Below are 17,902 nucleotides of genomic sequence, written 5' to 3' on the forward strand. Positions count from 1 at the left end.
GCCCCCTGTTTCGGGGAGGCTAGCCGCGGGTCCGTCGATTCGCCAGCCTCACAAGACCGCCTTCGGCGTATCCTCCTTCATCATCGCCGCGCGCACCATCGGGATCGGCGGGCCGCCATAGGACAGGAATTCATCGTGAAAGGCTTTCCACTTCGTCCGGTCGCCTTTCGTCCAGTCGTCGCGGAGCTTGCGGATCATCAGCTTACCCATGGTGTAGTTGAGGTAGAGCGGATCGTAGGTGCCGCGCGCCGCCTGCTGCTTCGCGTTGCCGTCATCCTGATAGCATTGTTCCTTGAACAGCTTTTCGCTGTCCGCGACAGTCATGCCCTTGGTGTGCAACCCGATCGCCGAGAGATAGCGGCAATCGCGGAGCAGCGCGTTCGAGAGCTGGCCGATGTGCGTTTCAGGGTCGCCGTTGCCGAGCCCTGCATCCCACATCATCTCCTCGGTATAATGCGCCCAGCCTTCGGCGAAGGCGTAGCCGACGAACAGTTTGCCGAAGATGCTCTCCGCGCGGTTCGAGTGCAGGAAGTTCAGGAAATGCCCCGGCCACACCTCGTGCGCCGAGGTGAAGAGCAGATCCTTCTTGCCGGGAACGAAAGCATCCTGCGTCGCCTTGTCCCAGCTCGGATCGGGCGGCGAGATATAATAGACCGACGGCAGGCCTTTTTCATACGGCCCCGGAATGTCGATATAGGCACTGTTCTGCCGATTGTAGGGCGGTGATTCCTCGACCTGCGCCTGTTCGGTGCCGGGGATCGAGACAAGATCCTTCTCGACGAGAAAGGCGCGCAGCGTCGGGAGTTGGCGCCGCGCTTCGGCGACCGGACCGTCGGCGGGCTTGTCCGAATTCATCTTCTTCATGCAATCGGCGATCGTCATCCCTGCCGCATAGGTCGCGCAGGCGGCTTTCAGCGCGTCCTGATTGCGCTTGAGGTCAGCTTGTCCGATGCGTTCAAGCTCATCCAGCGGCGTGTCGACCGCTTCGTTGGTCAGGATCATCTTGGCGAACTTGTCGGCGCCGATCGCATAGCCGTAGGCCGTGCCGGGTTTCGACCCGATATAGGCGGCGAGATCCTTCATCGACGCGGCGGCCTTCGCGGCTGCGTCGTCGAACTGCTTCTGAAGTTCGGGGTCCTTGACCTCGGCGAACGCCTTCTTGGCGTCGCCGGTGTAATAGTCGGCGAACCCGCCGAAGCCTGCCGTGCCATATTTGACGAAGGTTGCGGGCAACGGCAGCTTGATATTCGCCTTGATCTGCTCGGCCGCCGCCGGAACTTTCTGGGCATAGGCGATGAAGGCCTTCATCCGCGTCGTCGCGTCGGCATAGGGGCGAGCGATATAGACGTTGGGATCGAGCTGGCCGACATAAAAAGCCGGGTTCTTGTGCGGGAAATCGGCGTCCTTCAGGAAGAAGAGTTGGCCCTGCGCCACGTGGACAAGGTAATCGCGTTCGAACTTTTCCGCATCTGTCATGTCGCCGTCGAACGCCTTGGCATCGGCGATCGTCTTTTCGAGGAAAGCGATCTGTTTGTTGAGCCCCTCGGGCGACCAGTCGGGGAGCTTGCCGTCGAATTCGTGCTTGCCCTGATAGACCGCGAAATTGGGGTTGAGCGGGAAATAGCCCGCGAGAAAATTATCGCGGAACTCGGTCCAGGTCTTCGCACCCGATCCCGATGCAGGCGCTTTTTCCGATGCGTTGCAGGCGGTCAGGACCAGCAGCGTCGCAGCCATCGCGGCGCCGCCAAAACGGGCAAATTTACGCGTCATTCGATGATCTCCCTCAATCGATGAGCGTTTAGTGCCACCATGATCGGTCGATGACATCCGCAAATCGACGAACGGCATCGGCAAGGGCGACTGGACACCTGCGAATTCTCCGATAGGGCGGAGGGCGATGGCAACGATACTCCCTCCCGACGGCGACGAACCGGTGATGCCGGAATCGACGCCGAGAGCCGCCTCCCCGCTCAGCTTTCCCGATTACCGCTATTATTGGGCGGCGCGCTTCACCGCGGTGATGGCAACGATCGCGATGGTCGTCGTGATCGGATACCAGCTCTATGACACCGCGCGCACCGACTATGGCATGTCGATCAGGGAGGCGTCGTTCCAGCTCGGACTGCTCGGGCTCGTGCAATTCGTCCCGCTTGCGCTGCTGACGCCGGTCGCGGGTTGGGCGGCCGATCGGTTCGAGCGCCGCAGCGTCGCGATCTTCTCGAACCTGATCGACATCACGATCGCAGCCACACTCGGTTGGTTCACATGGGCCGGCGGGCTGACGCTGCCGCTGCTGTTCGGCCTTGCTGCGCTGCATGGGGTGGCGCGCGTCTTTTCGGGCCCCGCGATGAGCGCAATCGCGCCAAATATCGTTCCGCCCGCGGTGCTGCCGCGCGCGATCGCGATGAGCAGCATCGCCTGGCAATCAGCTTCCGTTATCGGCCCCGCAGTCGGCGGCTTGATCTATGCTGCCCGTCCGACGTCGGTTTATATCTTCGCAGCCATCCTCCTCGCCGTCTCGGCGTTCACAATCAGCCGCGTCCGCCCTGTGCTGCCACCGCCCGTCGAGGTGCGCCGTCATCCTCTGCGCGAGATGCTCGACGGCCTGAAGTTCGTATGGATGGAGCGCTTCCTGCTCGGTACGATCACGCTCGACCTGTTCGCGGTGATCCTGTCGGGTGCGACCGCAATGCTGCCCGTCTATGCGCGCGACATCCTGCATGTCGGCTCGGAAGGGCTCGGGCTGCTGCGCGCGGCCCCCGCCTTGGGCGCGGCGGTTGTGGCGCTGGGACTCTCGTTTCGGCCGATCGAACGCAACGTCGGCGTGAAGATGCTGTGGGCAGTCGTGGTGTTCGGCCTCGCCACAGTGGCCTTCGGCCTGTCGACCAGCCTCCTGCTTTCGCTCGGCATGCTTGTCCTGCTCGGGGCCGCCGACATGTTCTCGGTCTTCGTGCGCGGGACGCTGATCCAGCTCAACACCCCCGATCATATGCGCGGCCGCGTCAGCGCAGCGTCGGGCCTCGCCATATCGGCGTCGAACGAACTCGGCGAAATGCGCGCGGGCGCGATGGCGGCCGCGCTCGGCCCCGTCAGCGCCGTCGTCGTCGGCGGCGCCGCAGCGGTGGGAGTGACCGCACTCTGGACTTGGCTCTTCCCCGAGCTGGGCCGCGCCAAGACCTTCGAGCCACAGTTCAAGCAGGCCGGCTGACGCATTTTCGCGGCCGCCCGAAAGGACGAAATCGGCTCGTCGCAAACTGCCTTCCTTTCGCCACAAATTTATTGCCAACTAAAATAGTTGAGTTATTTCGATTGCACCCGTCACCGCGGTTCCCCTTCCCTCCTTTCGATGGAGAACCCGACATGCCCAATGCAATGATACGCCACAAAATCCTTACGATTCCGGGCCTGCACAACAGCGGTCCAACGCATTGGCAAAGCCTTTGGGAGCATAAGTTCGCCGACTGCGAGCGAGTCGATCTCGGTCGATGGTCGAACCCCGACAAAGACGAATGGGTCAAGCGTATCGACGAAGCGATAGAGGCCGAAGGCGAGCCCGTCCTTATTGCCGCACACAGCCTCGGCTGCCATGCCTTCGCCCACTGGTTTGCCGCGACCAGCGCGCTGACGCGCACTCGCATTGCAGGGGCGCTGCTCGTCGCGCCGCCCGAACTGTCGCGCCTGCGGCACGAAAACCGCGTCTTTGGCTTCGGTGACGCGCCGAGCTTCACCTCGCGCACGCCGATGATCGTGGTCGCGAGCGACAACGATCCTTATGCGAAGACGCCGCATGTCTGGCGCCTGTCGCGGCAATGGGATGCGCGCTTCGTCAACGCCGGGCCGTTCGGTCACATCAACGCGGATTCGGGGATCGGCGACTGGCCTTATGGACAGTATCTGCTCGCCTCGTTACAACCCGCGCCGCTGCCCGCCCTGGCCGACGAGACCCAGTGGCTGCGCGCCGGGGACTGGCCGAACCGGGTCCGTCTCGACCCGCGGTTCGAGTATAAAGAAAGAGCGCATCGATCATGAAAGCCAATTCGATCCTGGAGACCATCGGGAACACCCCGCACATCCGCGTGGCCAAGCTGTTCCCCGACGCCGAAGTCTGGGTAAAGTCGGAACGCAGCAACCCCGGCGGGTCGATCAAGGATCGTATTGGCCTCGCCATGATCGAGGCCGCCGAACGCGACGGCAGCCTGAAGGAAGGCGGCACCATCGTCGAGCCGACGTCGGGGAACACCGGCATCGGCCTGGCGATGGCGGCCGCGGTCAAGGGCTACAAGCTCGTCCTCGTCATGCCCGAGAGCATGTCGATCGAGCGCCGCCGGCTGATGCTGGCTTACGGCGCGACCTTCGACCTGACGCCGCGCGAAAAGGGCATGAAGGGTGCGATCGAGCGCGCGATCGAACTCGTCGAGACGACCCCCGGCGCTTGGATGCCGCAGCAATTCGAGAATGAAGCGAATATCGACGTTCACGTCCGCACGACGGGGCCCGAGATCCTCGCCGATTTCAAGGACACGCCGATCGACGTACTGATCACCGGCGTCGGTACCGGCGGCCATATCACCGGCACCGCGCAATTCCTGAAACAGCACTGGCCGAACCTGAAGGTCTTCGCCGTGGAACCTGAGGCTTCGCCGGTGATCTCGGGCGGCCAGCCTGCCCCGCACCCCATTCAGGGCATCGGCGCCGGCTTCATCCCGCGCAACCTGCACACCGACCTGCTCGACGGCGTGATCAAGGTCGATGCCGCCGCCGCGAAGGATTTCGCGCGCCGCGCTGCGACCGAGGAGGGGATGCTCGTCGGCATCTCGTCGGGCGCGACGCTCGCTGCTATCCAGCAAAAGCTGGCAGAACTCCCCCCCGGTACGCGCGTACTCGGCTTCAACTACGACACCGGCGAGCGCTATCTGTCGGTTCCCGATTTCCTGCCCGAAATCTGACCTCCTCTGATGCGCGGTGAAGGCGAACAGGCGATGCCCCTGCGGCGCGACTGGACGGGCTGGTTGTTCGTCCTGATGATGGTCGTGGCGATCGTTACCGTCCTCTACGCGAGCAGCCACCCGGGGGCGGGCAAGCATGGCGCACGCCCGCATCCGATCGCTCCGCCCGCCGACGTCGTTCCCGAGGTGGCGCCGGTCGAATTGGCGCCGGTCACCGTGGCCGACGCCAAGGCGCAGAACGCCGAAATTCCTCTCATCACCAAGGGTTTCGTTGCTGCGCGCCCTTTCATCTACGCCGGTAGCGGCGACGGCCGCGCCCGCGCGCGCGACTGCCTTGCCGCAGCGATGCTCTATGAGGCCGGCGATGATGCGAAGGGCCAGCAGGCGGTCGGCCAGGTCGTCATCAACCGCGCGCGCCATCCCGCCTTTCCCAAGTCGATCTGCGGCGTCGTGTTCCAGGGATCGGAACGCACGACAGGCTGCCAGTTTACCTTCACCTGCGACGGCGCGCTGAGTCGGCGTTATTCGGATGCCGCCTGGGCGCGCGCGCAGGCAAATGCGGAGATGATGCTGTCGGGGACGACCTATCCCAAGGTCGGGCTAGCGACGCATTATCACACCGACTGGGTGCGCCCCTATTGGAGCGACAGCCTGGAGAAGATCGCGATCGTCGATACGCACCTCTTCTTCCGCTGGCCGGGCTTCTGGGGCACATCCGGCGCGTTTCGCGGTCTGGTGTCGGGCAACGACGCCGGAATCGCCAAGATGGCGGCGCTGTCGCCCGCGCACGCGCTGGCGATCGGAACGCTGCCGCCGGTCGAACTGGCCGGCGTCGATGCCAACGCTGCCGTCGGCGAGGCCAAGCTCGTCCCCGGCGCGGGCGAGAAGGCCGGACGCGACACCATCTATGTTTCGCTCGACCGCCGCGCGACGCCCGAGAGCTTTGTGACGACCGCGCTTAGGCTCTGCGGCGAGAAGCCCTATTGCAAATTCATGGGCTGGACCAACCCGATGCTGAAGCCCGACAGCGACGCGATGAGCGACATGCAGCGATCGGCAATGACCTTTTCCTACCTCCGCGACGACAAGGCGGGGTTCGAGAAGGCGCTGTGGAATTGCAGCGAATATAAGCGCGACGACACGCGCCAGTGCATGAAGCGCTGATAGCGCGAAACGAACGGTCGCGGGCTCGGCACGCGACCGTTCGTTTTCCTCAAGCGGCTTCGGCCTGCGGCATCATCGAAGGCCAACGGTCTTCGGAGAAGAAACGAGCCTCCATTCGCTTGAAATAGGCGCCGAGATTGCTGTGCGCCGCAACCAGACTCTTGAGTTCGGTGTCGAAGATCGGCGCCGTGCAGGCCGACAGCGCGCCATAGGCGATGCCGTCGATGGCCGTCGGGTAGTCGGCGAGGAAAAACGCCTTGTCGCCGAGCAAGGCGGCCGCCGCGTCTATGTCGCGCCGCGCAAGCTGCATCCGCTCGGCGCGGCTGTGGCGCCCGATCCCGCTGATCTCGTATCCGGTGCGGACCCGCTCGCGCGTTTCGGCGATGACAGCGGCGCGCACCGGTTCGGGAACCGCGCCGAAGAAGGCGGCCGGGCCGCGCTCGAAATTGTCGCCTTCGAGCCAGCGTTCGTGACCGACGATCGCGGTGAGCCGATCCTCGAACATTCGTTCGGCGGCAGCTGCGATCGCCCTTTGCTCCGCGCTCAGTCCATGATCGAGGTCGGCACCCAGCTTGGCTTCGAAATGCAGGCGAATGAAGGTCGAATCCTCGATGATGCGTCCATCGTCTTCCACATAGGGCGCCTTGTGTTTGGCCACGCTATCCAGATCGGCGATCGCGCGATCGAACGGCATGCCGAACATCTGAAGGTGGATGTCGGCCTTCATCACAAAGGGGCTGGGGCTATGGCAGCCGAACATCGGCCCCCATCCGAATAGCGTCGTCATGGCTCGTCTCCTGCTTTTCAAAAGGACATCGGGTCTATATCGAATGACTACTGACAGCATGATGTCAGCATAGGTTCGGCAGGATCGCCGCATGCGACGGACGGAACGACTTTTCGGCATCATCCAGACGCTGCGCACCGCGCGGCGCCCTGTGGCGGGTCATTTGCTGGCGGAACAATTCGAAGTGTCGCTGCGCACTCTCTACCGCGACATGGCCGAACTATTGGCGCAGCGCGTCCCGATCCGCGGTGAGGCCGGCACCGGCTATGTTATCGACAGCGAGTTCGACATGCCGCCGCTAATGCTGACGGTCGACGAGCTCGAAGCCGCCGCGCTCGGCGCGGCGTGGGTCGCGCAGCGCGGAGACGAAGCGCTCGCCCGCGGCGCCCGCGATCTGGTCGCCAAGCTGTCGGCTGCCGTCCCCGACCATCTTCGCACCGCGATCATCGACCCCGCGATTGCGCCCTTCCCCATCCGTGACGGCCATCAGGACGGCCACGACGTGTCGGTCGTGCGCGCGGCGATCCGCGACCGGCGCAAGCTGGCGATCGCCTACGCCGACGTCGAAGGTCGTGCCACCGAACGCGTGCTATGGCCGATCGTCATCGGCTATCAGGACGAGGTCCGCCTTCTCACCGCGCACTGCGAATTGCGCGGGACATTCCGCCATTTCAGGACAGACCGGATGCAACGCGTCGAGCGGATCGACGAGCGTATCCCCGAGCCCTTCGCACGGCTGCGCTCGCGATGGGAGGCGCACCAGCGCCGACGCCGTCACGAGTGCGCCGACGACAGGACTTAAGGCCGGATCAGATATTTCTCGCCGGTGCGCTTCGCATTGTAAGCCTGCGCCGTATCCACATCGAGCGCTTCGGTCAGCGAGATTTCGTGGCTGTAATGACTTTTGAAGGTCGTCGTCAGCTCGTCGACGACGCGCTTCCGCATCCGCCCCACCGTTTCCATCCCTGCCTTCGCCATGAACGGCGTGAGCAGGAAGCCGCCAAGCCCCCAGGTCAGGCCGAAACTGCGCGCCGAGAAGGTCGTCGGCGACAGGTCGAGCGCGCCATAGATATAGACCTGCTTGAACGTGTCCGAACCATAGCGGCTGTAGGTCGTCATCTTGCGCACCGCCGCAGCTTCCATAGCGGTCAGTATCTGCCCCGCCAGCTTGCCGCCGCCGGTCGCGTCGAAACCGATCGTGGCGCCGGTCTCGGCGATCGCATCGACGAGGCGATCCATGAAGTCGTCGGCGCTGCTGTTGACGACATGCTGCGCGCCGATGCCTTTGAGGATGTCGACCTGGGCATCGCTGCGCACGATGTTGACGAGCGGAATGCCGTCCTTCGCGCAAATCTTGACGAGCATCTGGCCGAGGTTCGACGCCGCGGCGGTATGGACGATCGCGCTGTGGTTCTCCATCCGCATCGTTTCGGTGAAGGCCAGGCTGGTAAGCGGGTTGACGAAGCAGGAGGCGCCGTCGACCGGGTCGGTGCCGTCGGGCAGCGGCATCGTCATCTGAACGGGAAGGCAGCGATATTCGGCGTACATCTCGCCGCCGAGCAGCGCGACGGTCTTGCCGACGAGTGCTTGTGCTTCGGGCGAGTCGCCGGCCTTGACCACGACGCCGCAGCCTTCGTTGCCGATCGCCAGCGCATCGCCGATGCGCCCACCCATCGCCCGCATTCCCGCGGGCGGAACGTCGGCGGTGATCATCGGGAGGCCATCGCGCTCACCCGCGCGCGCAGTCGTCATGTCGGCGCCGCCGAAGAGCAGGCCGAGGTCGGACGGGTTGATCGGCGTGGCGAGCACCTTCACCAGCACCTCGTGCGGCTTGGGCTCGGGCATCGGGCGGCGCTCGAAATAGACCTCGAGCTGCCCTTCGGGCTTCACCAGGGTCAGCATGACGGTGTTGGTGGTGGGCAAATCGGTCATCGCGCATCTCCCGTTGTTCGGTTTTTCGATGCAACCGAACTAGGGCGCGGCGGCTCAACTGGCAATGCCCGGAAGATCAACCCGGCGAATATTCCGCGGCGAACCGCAGTACTTCGTCGGCCAGTTCTTGCCGGCAGATCAGCAGGTCGGGGAGATACGGGTCCGCGCAATTATAGACGAGCGGCGAACCGTCGGCGCGGCTGACGTGAAGACCAGCGGCGATGGCGACGGCCGCGGGCGCGCAATTGTCCCATTCATACTGCCCACCGGTGTGCAGATAGATGTCGGCCTGCCCAAGCACGACCGCCATGGCCTTCGCTCCCGCCGATCCCATAGCGAGCAGCTCGGCGCCCATCTTCTCCGCGACATAGACGGCTTCGGCGGCGGGCCGGGTGCGGCTGACCAGCATCCTGAGCGGAACATTGGCGGGCGCGAGCGGCTTCGGCGATCCCGAGGTGAGCGTCAGACCGAGACCGGGCAGCGCCACTGCGCCCACCGTCGGTACTCCGTCGACCGCAAGCGCGACATGCACCGCCCAGTCGCTGCGTCCCTCGCTATATTCGCGCGTGCCATCAAGCGGATCGACGATCCACGCGCGGCTGACGCCGCAGCGCGCAACATTATCCTTTTCTTCCTCGGACAGGATCGCGTCGTCGGTGCGCGCGGCGCGGAGTTCGTCCATCAGCATGGCGTTCGCCCGAGCGTCGCCGACCTTGCCGAGCGCGCTGTCGACGAACTCGCCAGATGCCTGAAGGTCGAGCAAGATCCCACCCGCGGCATTCGCGAGCCGTTCGGCCAGCTGTTCGTCCGTTTCCCCCACAATCATACTCTATCCCAGCAAGCGATCGATGATCATGGCTGCAGCTTCATCCGGCGTCATCGTGGTCGTATCGATCCGGATTTCGGGCTGCTCGGGTGCCTCATAAGGGCTGTCGATGCCGGTGAAATTCTTGAGCTGGCCGGCGCGCGCCTTTTTGTAGAGGCCCTTCACGTCGCGCTTCTCGGCTTCGGCGAGCGGCGTGTCGATGAAGATTTCGAGGAACTCGCCTTCGGGAAGCATCGAGCGCACCATGTCGCGCTCGGCCTTGAACGGGCTGATGAACGCGGTGATGACGATGAGCCCCGCGTCGGTCATCAGCTTCGCCACCTCTCCGACGCGGCGAATATTCTCGATCCGGTCGGCCTCGGTGAAGCCGAGGTCGCGGTTGAGGCCGTGGCGGACATTGTCGCCGTCGAGCAGGAAGCTGTGGCGGTTCATCCGGTGCAGCTTCTTCTCGACGAGGTTGGCGATTGTCGACTTGCCCGAACCCGAGAGGCCGGTGAACCAGAGCAAGGCGGGCTTCTGGTTCTTTAGGTCCGCGCGCATCTCGCGGCTGATGTCGGTCGCCTGCCAATGGACATTCTGCGCGCGGCGAAGGCTGAAGTGCAGCATCCCCGCCGCGACGGTGGCGTTGGTGAGCTTGTCGATCAGGATGAAGCCGCCGAGCGTATGGTTGTCCGCATAAGCTTCGAAAACGATCGGCTTGTCGGTCGACAGTTCGACGACGCCGATGCCGTTGAGGTCGAGCGTCTTTGCCGCCAGATGGTCGAGCGTGTTGACGTTGATCTCGTACTTCGGCTGCTGGATAGTCGCCGAGACCGTCTGCGTCCCAAGCTTCAGCCAATAGGCACGGCCCGCGATCATCGCCTCGTCGGCCATCCAGACGAGCGTCGCCTCGAACTGGTCGGCCGCTTCGGGCGGATTATCGGCTGCCGCGATCACATCGCCGCGCGAGCAGTCGACCTCGTCCGCGAACGTCAGTGTTACGGACTGGCCGGAGACGGCCTCGCCAAGATCGCCGTCGAGCGTGACGATGCGGTCGATGGTCGTGGTCTTGCCGCTGGGCAGAATGCGCACCGAATCGCCGGGCTTGACGGTCCCGCTCGCGAGTTGGCCCGAGAAGCCGCGGAAATCGAGGTTCGGGCGGTTGACCCATTGCACCGGCATACGGAACGGCTTTGCGCCGTCGGCGGCTTCGCCAACCTCGACCGTCTCAAGATGCTCGATCAGCACCGGGCCCTTGAACCAGGGCGTATTGGCCGAAAGCGCCGTGATATTGTCACCCTTGAACCCCGAGATCGGGATCGCTGTGAAATGGGTGATCCCGATCTCGCTCGCGAACGCGCGGTAGGCGAGCGTGATGCGATCGAAGACGGCCTTGTCGTACCCGACAAGGTCCATCTTGTTCACCGCCAGCACGATGTGCCGGATCCCGAGCAGGTGCGCGAGGAAGCTGTGCCGCCGCGTCTGCGTCAGCACGCCCTTGCGCGCGTCGATCAGGATGACGGCAAGGTCGGCGGTCGAGGCGCCCGTGACCATGTTGCGCGTATACTGCTCGTGCCCCGGCGTGTCGGCGACAATGAACTTGCGCTTCTCGGTCGTGAAAAAGCGGTAGGCGACGTCGATCGTGATTCCCTGCTCGCGCTCGGCGGCGAGGCCGTCGACAAGCAACGCGAAGTCGATCTCCTGCCCCTGCGTGCCGACGCGCTTGCTGTCGGCTTCGAGCGCGGCGAGCTGGTCCTCGAAGATCATCTTGCTGTCGTAGAGCAGCCGGCCGATCAAGGTCGACTTTCCGTCGTCGACCGACCCGCAGGTGATGAAGCGCAGCAACGACTTTCTTTCGTGAGCCGCGAGATAGGCGTCGATATCCTCGGCGATGAGCGCGTCGGTGACGTAAACAGGATCGGTCATCAGAAGTACCCCTCCTGCTTCTTCTTTTCCATCGAGGCGTCACCGCCATCCTTGTCGATGATGCGGCCTTGCCGTTCGCTGGTAGTGGTCAGCAGCATTTCCTGGATCACTTCGGAAAGCGTCGTCGCCTCGCTTTCGACCGCGCCCGTCAACGGGTAGCAGCCGAGGGTGCGGAAGCGCACCGAACGTTCTACCGGAACCTCGCCATCCTCGAGCGGGAAGCGGTCGTCGTCGACCATCAGCAGCAGGCCGTCGCGTGTCACCGTCGGGCGCGGCGCGGCAAAATAGAGCGGTACGATCGGGATATTTTCGCGCGCGATATATTGCCAGATGTCGAGCTCGGTCCAGTTCGAGATCGGGAAGACGCGGATGCTCTCTCCCTTGGCCTTGCGGGCGTTGTAGAGGTTCCAAAGCTCGGGCCGCTGCTTCTTTGGGTCCCAGCCGTGGGTCGCGGTACGGAAGGAAAAGATGCGTTCCTTCGCACGGCTCTTTTCCTCGTCGCGGCGGGCACCGCCGAAAGCGACATCGAAACCGTGAAGGTCGAGCGCCTGTTTGAGACCTTCGGTCTTCCACATATCGGTGTGCAGCGGGCCGTGGTCGAACGGGTTGATCCCGCGCGCCTTCGCCTCGGGGTTCTGATAGACGATGAGCTCCATGCCGCTCTCGGTAGCCATGCGGTCGCGAAGCTCGTACATCGCCTTGAATTTCCACGTCGTGTCGACATGGAGCAAAGGGAATGGCGGCGGCGAGGGATAGAAGGCCTTGCGCGCGAGATGGAGCATCACCGCGCTGTCCTTGCCCACGGAATACAGCATCACCGGCTTCGCCGCATCGGCCATCACTTCGCGCATGATGTGGATGCTCTCGGCCTCGAGCCGGTCGAGATGGGTCAGTGTTTCGGTCATGCCCCGCCCTTGCCGCCCCGGCAGAGGGTGATCAAGCTGTATGGCCTTTCGGGGGGGCAAGCCAGACTTGAAAGCTCAGCCATTGACCTTCGCCTCCTGCCATTCGGCGGCGGTGCGTTGGATGGGCGGAAGAGCACGTGAAAGACGTTGCTCCATCTCGGGCTGGGCACGCCACGCGGGATCGATGACGAGGCCCAGTTCGCGGCGGAAGCCGTAGCCCCTGACCTTGATTGCAACAACACCGTCGATCGCCAGCGAAACGGGCGCGGTCGTGATCCCGACGCCCGCCGCGACCATGCGCAGGCAGCGGTCGTCGCTGTCGCTGCGGAGCGCGAAGCGCGGTCGGACGCGGTGGCGGGTGAAGAAGCGGCTCGTCGCGTCGAGAAACTCGCACGAGCGGCGCGCGATCATCGTCTCGGGCGCCAGCTCCTCGGGCGAGACCACATCCTGCCCCGCCAATGGATGACCCGTCCCGACGAACATCGCCATCGGTTCCTCGTACAGTGAAATGACATTAGCGCCGCGCTCGCCCGACCGCAGCGGGACGAGCGCCATGTTGAGGCGACCGCCGTGAAGGGCTGCGCGGAGTTCGGAATCGCTGTTCTCGCCGATCTCCAATGCGAAGTCGCGCGACAGCAAGGCCGCGACGGCTTGGAGAAACTCGCCGGGCACCGAGCGGATCGTCCCGAGCCTCAGCACCGGCTTGTCGCTCTCTTCGACCCGACCGAAGCCGTCGGCGGTACGAAAGCCCCGCTCAAGGTCGCGCGCGATCGGCAGGAAGCGGCCTCCGGCTTCGGTAAGGCGGATCTGGCGGCGGTTACGGATGAAGAGCGGCGCGCCGACAAGGCGTTCGAGGTCGGCCACGCCGGTCGACAGCGCCGGCTGGGTGACGCGGATTTGCTGCGCCGCGCGCGTAAAGCTGCCCGCGTCGACGACAGCGAGGAACTGGCGGATGTGCGAACGCTTTATCATAAATTTTGTTTATGCCTAAACGTGTGAAGTTTCAATTTTCATATGAAGAAGCTTTGAGGCACAACCGGGTCATGTTCCGCCCCTGACCGAAGGGATGCTCATGCGCGCCACCCCCGATTTCGATTTTGCGCTCGGCGAGACCGCCGACATGATCCGCGACACCACCGCCCGCTTCGCCGACGAACAGATCGCGCCGCTCGCGGCCAAGGCCGATGCCGAGGACTGGTTCCCGCGCGACGAGCTGTGGACGCAGATGGGCGCGCTCGGGCTGCACGGAATAACCGTCGAGGAAGAATATGGCGGGCTCGGCCTCGGCTATCTCGAACATGTGATCGCGGTCGAGGAAGTCAGCCGCGCGAGCGCCGCGATCGGCTTGTCGTATGGCGCGCATTCGAATCTTTGCGTCAACCAAATCCGCCGCTGGGGCAATGCCGAGCAGAAGGCGAAATATCTGCCCAAGCTGATCAGCGGCGAGTATGTCGGCAGCCTCGCGATGTCCGAAGCCGGCGCCGGCAGCGACGTCGTTTCGATGAAGCTGAAGGCCGACAGGGTCCAGGGCGGCTATGTCCTCAACGGCACGAAGTTCTGGATCACTAACGCAACCTATGCGGACACGCTGGTTGTCTATGCAAAAACCAGCCCCGACGCCGGGTCGCGCGGGATCACGGCATTCCTGATCGAGAAGGATATGCCGGGTTTCAGCATCGGACAGAAGATCGACAAGGTGGGGATGCGCGGATCGCCGACCGCCGAGCTGGTCTTCACCGACTGCGAGGTGAGCGAAGAACAGGTTATGGGGCCCGAAAATGGCGGCGTCGGCGTGCTGATGTCGGGGCTCGACTATGAACGCGTCGTGCTCGCCGGGCTTCAGCTCGGCATCATGCAGGCGTGCCTCGATACGGTCATACCCTATGTTCGCGAGCGCAAGCAGTTCGGCAAACCGATCGGCTCGTTCCAGCTGATGCAGGCGAAGGTCGCCGACATGTATGTCATGCTCCAGTCGGCGCGCTCCTATGTCTACAACGTCGCCAAGGCATGCGACGCGGGCCAGACGACGCGCTTCGACGCCGCGGGGGCGATCCTGCTCGCAAGTGAGAATGCGGTGAAGGTCGCGGGCGAGGCGATCCAGGCGCTCGGCGGCGCGGGGTACACGAAGGACTGGCCGGTCGAGCGTTACTGGCGCGATGCCAAGCTGCTCGACATCGGCGCGGGCACGAATGAAATCCGCCGCATGCTGATCGGCCGTGAGCTGATCGGCGCCGGCGCGTGATCTGGCTCTGGCTGTCGGCCGCCTGCATGGCGTCGACGGCCGCGGTTCACGGCTTTCTGGGCGAACGGCGGCTGATCCGGCCGCTGATGACGCTCGATCAGGGCGTGATGGGCATCGATCTGGCGCGCAGGGTGTTCCGGCTGGCGTGGCATGCGCTGTCGGTGCTGATGCTGGTGTCGGCGGCGGCGGTCATCTGGACCGGCACACCGCGCGATCTTATCCTGCTGATTGGCGTAGCGTGGATCGCGACCGGACTTTTCGACGCTATCTACACCCGCGGCAAACATATCGGCTGGCCGCTCCTGACCGCCTCAGGCATCTTCGCAGTCATCGGCGCGTTGGCTTAGTATGCGCGGGCTCATCCACCACATCGACCTCACGGTTACCGACAAGGAGCGGTCGCGTGTCTTCTACGACGCGGTGCTTGGCTTCCTCGGCTATCGCCGTGCGGCCGATTATGACCATGGCAGCGACTGGGACCGCGAAGGCGAGCCCTTCCATTCGATCGGGATTCTGGAGGCACGCGGCGCAGGTGCGGAGCGGCCACACGATCGCTACTCTCCGGGGCTTCATCACCTTGCATGGACCGCCGAAAGCCGCGACGATGTCGATGCACTCCACGATTTGCTGCGCAGCATCGATGCGACCGTGCTCGATGCGCCTGCCGACTATCCGCGCTACGGACCTACCTATTACGCCGTCTTCTTCGCTGACCCCGACGGACTGAAGCTGGAATTCGTGTTCGGGGCCACGGGCATATGAGCGATCCCCTGCTCGACGCGCTGCAATATTATGGCGCCGCCGCCTCGACGCTCGCGGCGCTGCTTGTCTCGCTCAATCTCGGCGAGCGGTGGACCGGCTGGGCCTTCGTGATCTTCGTGACGAGCAGCCTTGCACTGATCGCATGGGGATTCCTGCAACCCGACAGCGAGGGGATCGGCTGGCAGAATGTTGCGCTGCTCTGCATCAATCTCGTCGGCGTTTACAGCCACCTGATCCGCAAGAAGCCTGCCAAAAGGAATGAGGGCGGAGCATGACGTCCCGCCCCTTCGGATCAACCCCAGACTCGCACGCGTTGGTCGGGCGCGAGGTAGAGCTTGTCGCCTTCCTTGACGTCGAACGCCTTGTACCAGGCATCGAGGTTGCGGACGGTGAGCGCACGGTACATGCCCGGCGCATGGCCGTCGGTCGCGACGCGCGCGCGCAGCGCCTCGTCGCGCATCTTCGTCGCCCAGGTCTGCGCATAGGCGATGAAGAAACGCTGGTCGCCGGTGAAGCCGTCGATCACCGGCGCTTCCTGCCCGTTCAGCGACGCGCGGTACGCATCATAGGCCGCCTGGAGCCCGGCAACGTCGGCGATATTTTCGCCCAGCGTGAGCTTGCCGTTGACGGCAAGGTCGGGGAACGGCTTGTAGTTGTCGTACTGCGCGGCCAGCGCTGCACCCGCGGCGTTGAACTTCGCAAGGTCCGCAGCGGTCCACCAATTGCGGAGCGCGCCGCTTGCGTCGAACGCGGCACCATTATTGTCGAAGCTGTGGCTGATCTCGTGGCCAATGACCGCGCCGATCGCGCCGTAATTATAGGCCGGATCGGCCTTGGCATTGAAAAAGGGGGGCTGCAGGATCGCGGCGGGGAAATTGAGCGCATTCTGGACCGGCAGGTTCACCGCATTGACCGTCTGCGGGACCATCCACCATTCGCCCTTGTCGAGCGGCTTTCCTATCTTCGCGAGCTGGTGCGCATATTCGGCCTTCTCGCCCGCGACCATGTTCGCATAGGCGTCGGTCGCGCTGACCGTGTAGCGGCCATAGTCGCGCCAGGTTTCGGGATAGCCGACGCCGACGACGATCGTTTCGACCTTCTTGATCGCTTCCTTCTTGGTTTCGGGCGCCATCCAGTCGATCGTCTCGACGCGCTTCGCGAAGGCCGCCTTGATCCCCTTCACCATGTCGCCGACCTCGGCCTTCGCGGGGGCCGGGAAATATTTCTCGGCATAGACGCGGCCGACCGCGTCGCCGAGATAGATGTTCAGCGCGTCGAGCGCGCGCTTGTCGCGGCTGCGCTGCTCCGGCGTGCCCGCAAGCGCCGTCCCGTAAAAGGCGAAATGCGCCTTATCGAGCGCCGACGGCAGGACGTCGGTGTGCGAGTTAATCTGGTGGAACGCCAGCCAGTCCTTCCACGTATCGAGTGGCTCAGACGCCACAAGCGCCGACAGGCCGGTGATCGCGCGGGCATGGTAGGCGCCGAATTTCGGCGCATTGCCAAGGCCGGCGGCGGCGAAATAGGCATCCCAGTCGAGCCCCGGCGCCTTCTTCGCGAAATCGGCCTTCGTCCAGACGCCCGCCGACTTCGCGAAATCTTCGCTATCGGCGCGGTTGGCGTGCGCCTTTGCGATCTTGGCCTCGAGGTCGTAGATGCGTTTCGCCTTCGCCTCGGCGTCGCTCTGCCCCGCCGCGGTCAGCAGCTTGGCGATATAGGCCTGATATTGCGTGCGCAGCGCGGCCATTTTGGGGTCGGCCGACAAATAATATTCGCGCTCGGGCATACCGAGGCCGCCCTGCAGGACATAGGGAATGACCGCGCCCGGCGTCGCGAGACCCTGCGTCACGAAAATGCCGAACAGATTTTCGGTTTCGAAGTCGGTGGCGTTGAGCGGGTCGACGTCGGCGCGCGTCTGTTCGCCCAGCACTTTCGCCAGCCCCGCCTTGTCGGTGATCGCCGCAAAGCGGGCGAGATCGGCTTCGACCGGCTTCATGCCCGCTGCGTCGATCGCCTTGGTGTTGGTGTAGGCCTTGTAGAAAGCGGCGATGCGGCCGTCGTCGGTCGTGGGGTCGCCGCCGCTCTTGACGATCGCGTCGACCAGTTCGCGGGTGCGCTTCTCGGTTTCGAGGAACGCGATGTAGAAAGCGCCGGTGGACGAGCGATCAGCCGGGATTTCGGTCGTTTTCTGCCAGTTGCCATTGGCATAGGCGTAGAAGTCGTCGCCCGGTTTGACGCTGGTATCCATCGCAGCCTTGCTGATGCCAAGCTCGGTCCCGACGGTGTAGGCGGCGCTTTCCTTGTCGCCCTTCGTACAGGCGACGGGCCCCGCGACGATCGCGGCGGTCGAGAGCAAAATGGCAAAGACGGTTTTTTTCATAGGACTAACCTTGTTTTTCAGGGGGCGCGCGGCGGGCATAGGCCTGTGGCCAGATG

Annotated in this window: 17 protein-coding genes; 9 read left to right on the top strand and 8 right to left on the bottom strand. The window is 64.1% G+C overall.

Annotation, left to right across the window (positions count from 1 at the left end):
* Positions 1-48: 48 nt before the first annotated feature.
* A complete protein-coding gene (locus tag QOL79_RS09280; protein ID WP_283419404.1) occupies positions 49-1,770 on the bottom strand; it encodes a DUF885 domain-containing protein in 1,722 nt (573 codons plus the stop codon).
* Positions 1,771-1,897: 127 nt separating this feature from the next.
* Between QOL79_RS09280 and QOL79_RS09285 the strand changes: the two genes are divergently transcribed.
* The 4 genes from QOL79_RS09285 (at position 1,898) to QOL79_RS09300 (ending at position 6,110) form a co-directional block, all read left to right on the top strand.
* Positions 1,898-3,208, top strand: a complete 1,311-nt coding sequence (locus tag QOL79_RS09285; protein WP_283419405.1) for an MFS transporter — start codon at positions 1,898-1,900, stop codon at positions 3,206-3,208.
* Between the two features lie 164 nt (positions 3,209-3,372).
* Positions 3,373-4,029, top strand: coding sequence for an RBBP9/YdeN family alpha/beta hydrolase (locus tag QOL79_RS09290; protein WP_283419406.1), 657 nt, complete (start codon positions 3,373-3,375; stop codon positions 4,027-4,029).
* Complete coding sequence (cysK, locus tag QOL79_RS09295) at positions 4,026-4,946, top strand: cysteine synthase A (protein WP_204992853.1); 921 nt, start codon at positions 4,026-4,028, stop codon at positions 4,944-4,946. Before QOL79_RS09290 ends, cysK begins: the two co-directional genes overlap by 4 nt.
* A gap of 9 nt (positions 4,947-4,955) precedes the next feature.
* The gene (locus QOL79_RS09300; protein ID WP_282948132.1) at positions 4,956-6,110 is read left to right on the top strand and encodes a cell wall hydrolase; all 1,155 of its coding nucleotides are present in this window, start codon (positions 4,956-4,958) and stop codon (positions 6,108-6,110) included.
* A gap of 49 nt (positions 6,111-6,159) precedes the next feature.
* Here QOL79_RS09300 and QOL79_RS09305 read toward each other — a convergent pair whose 3' ends face one another.
* Positions 6,160-6,897, bottom strand: coding sequence for a glutathione S-transferase C-terminal domain-containing protein (locus tag QOL79_RS09305; RefSeq protein ID WP_283419407.1), 738 nt, complete (start codon positions 6,895-6,897; stop codon positions 6,160-6,162).
* Between the two features lie 91 nt (positions 6,898-6,988).
* On the opposite strand from QOL79_RS09305, the gene QOL79_RS09310 reads away from it, so the two are divergent.
* Complete coding sequence (locus QOL79_RS09310; RefSeq protein ID WP_283419408.1) at positions 6,989-7,699, top strand: helix-turn-helix transcriptional regulator; 711 nt, start codon at positions 6,989-6,991, stop codon at positions 7,697-7,699.
* Here the strand turns inward: QOL79_RS09310 and QOL79_RS09315 are convergent.
* From QOL79_RS09315 to QOL79_RS09335, 5 genes are all read right to left on the bottom strand, one after another.
* On the bottom strand, positions 7,696-8,829 hold the full coding sequence (locus tag QOL79_RS09315) for a zinc-binding dehydrogenase (RefSeq protein WP_283419409.1): 1,134 nt from the start codon (positions 8,827-8,829) through the stop codon (positions 7,696-7,698). The two genes, QOL79_RS09310 and QOL79_RS09315, sit on opposite strands and share 4 nt — an antisense overlap.
* Positions 8,830-8,905: 76 nt before the next feature.
* Positions 8,906-9,655: a 3'(2'),5'-bisphosphate nucleotidase CysQ gene (locus tag QOL79_RS09320; protein WP_283419410.1), complete on the bottom strand. Its 750-nt coding sequence runs from the start codon at positions 9,653-9,655 to the stop codon at positions 8,906-8,908.
* Between the two features lie 3 nt (positions 9,656-9,658).
* Positions 9,659-11,560 carry a sulfate adenylyltransferase subunit CysN gene (gene cysN / locus QOL79_RS09325; protein ID WP_283419411.1) on the bottom strand — a complete coding sequence of 634 codons (1,902 nt, stop codon included), beginning with the start codon at positions 11,558-11,560 and terminating at the stop codon, positions 9,659-9,661.
* On the bottom strand, positions 11,560-12,465 hold the full coding sequence (cysD, locus tag QOL79_RS09330) for a sulfate adenylyltransferase subunit CysD (protein ID WP_283419412.1): 906 nt from the start codon (positions 12,463-12,465) through the stop codon (positions 11,560-11,562). Before cysD ends, cysN begins: the two co-directional genes overlap by 1 nt.
* Before the next feature lie 75 nt (positions 12,466-12,540).
* Entirely contained in the window at positions 12,541-13,437 is an 897-nt protein-coding gene (locus QOL79_RS09335) for a LysR family transcriptional regulator (RefSeq protein ID WP_283419413.1), read from the bottom strand.
* A gap of 100 nt (positions 13,438-13,537) precedes the next feature.
* On the opposite strand from QOL79_RS09335, the gene QOL79_RS09340 reads away from it, so the two are divergent.
* Genes QOL79_RS09340 through QOL79_RS09355 form a run of 4 tightly spaced genes read left to right on the top strand, consistent with a single transcriptional unit; the run spans position 13,538 to position 15,744 of the window.
* Positions 13,538-14,707: an isovaleryl-CoA dehydrogenase gene (locus QOL79_RS09340; protein ID WP_283419414.1), complete on the top strand. Its 1,170-nt coding sequence runs from the start codon at positions 13,538-13,540 to the stop codon at positions 14,705-14,707.
* Positions 14,704-15,054 (top strand): hypothetical protein, encoded by a 351-nt coding sequence (locus QOL79_RS09345; RefSeq protein WP_283419415.1) that lies wholly within the window; start codon positions 14,704-14,706, stop codon positions 15,052-15,054. Before QOL79_RS09340 ends, QOL79_RS09345 begins: the two co-directional genes overlap by 4 nt.
* Position 15,055: 1 nt before the next feature.
* A complete protein-coding gene (locus tag QOL79_RS09350) occupies positions 15,056-15,469 on the top strand; it encodes a VOC family protein (protein WP_283419416.1) in 414 nt (137 codons plus the stop codon).
* Positions 15,466-15,744 carry a hypothetical protein gene (locus QOL79_RS09355; protein ID WP_283419417.1) on the top strand — a complete coding sequence of 93 codons (279 nt, stop codon included), beginning with the start codon at positions 15,466-15,468 and terminating at the stop codon, positions 15,742-15,744. Before QOL79_RS09350 ends, QOL79_RS09355 begins: the two co-directional genes overlap by 4 nt.
* Before the next feature lie 17 nt (positions 15,745-15,761).
* On the opposite strand, the gene QOL79_RS09360 is transcribed toward QOL79_RS09355, so the two are convergent.
* Positions 15,762-17,846 carry a M13 family metallopeptidase gene (locus tag QOL79_RS09360; RefSeq protein ID WP_283419418.1) on the bottom strand — a complete coding sequence of 695 codons (2,085 nt, stop codon included), beginning with the start codon at positions 17,844-17,846 and terminating at the stop codon, positions 15,762-15,764.
* Positions 17,847-17,902: the final 56 nt, after the last annotated feature.

Origin of the sequence: Sphingopyxis sp. Geo48 (assembly GCF_949769155.1) — a bacterium.
Lineage (GTDB): Bacteria > Pseudomonadota > Alphaproteobacteria > Sphingomonadales > Sphingomonadaceae > Sphingopyxis.

Bases quoted from the DNA above. Each gene is read 5' to 3' on its own strand.
- cysN (WP_283419411.1), bottom strand. From the start codon at position 11,560: ATGACCGATCCTGTTTACGTCACCGACGCGCTCATCGCCGAGGATATC.
- QOL79_RS09355 (WP_283419417.1), top strand. From the start codon at position 15,466: ATGAGCGATCCCCTGCTCGACGCGCTGCAATATTATGGCGCCGCCGCC.
- QOL79_RS09350 (WP_283419416.1), top strand. From the start codon at position 15,056: ATGCGCGGGCTCATCCACCACATCGACCTCACGGTTACCGACAAGGAG.
- QOL79_RS09305 (WP_283419407.1), bottom strand. From the start codon at position 6,897: ATGACGACGCTATTCGGATGGGGGCCGATGTTCGGCTGCCATAGCCCC.
- QOL79_RS09360 (WP_283419418.1), bottom strand. From the start codon at position 17,846: ATGAAAAAAACCGTCTTTGCCATTTTGCTCTCGACCGCCGCGATCGTC.
- QOL79_RS09290 (WP_283419406.1), top strand. From the start codon at position 3,373: ATGATACGCCACAAAATCCTTACGATTCCGGGCCTGCACAACAGCGGT.
- QOL79_RS09280 (WP_283419404.1), bottom strand. From the start codon at position 1,770: ATGACGCGTAAATTTGCCCGTTTTGGCGGCGCCGCGATGGCTGCGACG.
- cysK (WP_204992853.1), top strand. From the start codon at position 4,026: ATGAAAGCCAATTCGATCCTGGAGACCATCGGGAACACCCCGCACATC.
- QOL79_RS09300 (WP_282948132.1), top strand. From the start codon at position 4,956: ATGCGCGGTGAAGGCGAACAGGCGATGCCCCTGCGGCGCGACTGGACG.
- QOL79_RS09315 (WP_283419409.1), bottom strand. From the start codon at position 8,829: ATGACCGATTTGCCCACCACCAACACCGTCATGCTGACCCTGGTGAAG.
- cysD (WP_283419412.1), bottom strand. From the start codon at position 12,465: ATGACCGAAACACTGACCCATCTCGACCGGCTCGAGGCCGAGAGCATC.
- QOL79_RS09285 (WP_283419405.1), top strand. From the start codon at position 1,898: ATGGCAACGATACTCCCTCCCGACGGCGACGAACCGGTGATGCCGGAA.
- QOL79_RS09320 (WP_283419410.1), bottom strand. From the start codon at position 9,655: ATGATTGTGGGGGAAACGGACGAACAGCTGGCCGAACGGCTCGCGAAT.
- QOL79_RS09335 (WP_283419413.1), bottom strand. From the start codon at position 13,437: ATGATAAAGCGTTCGCACATCCGCCAGTTCCTCGCTGTCGTCGACGCG.
- QOL79_RS09340 (WP_283419414.1), top strand. From the start codon at position 13,538: ATGCGCGCCACCCCCGATTTCGATTTTGCGCTCGGCGAGACCGCCGAC.
- QOL79_RS09310 (WP_283419408.1), top strand. From the start codon at position 6,989: ATGCGACGGACGGAACGACTTTTCGGCATCATCCAGACGCTGCGCACC.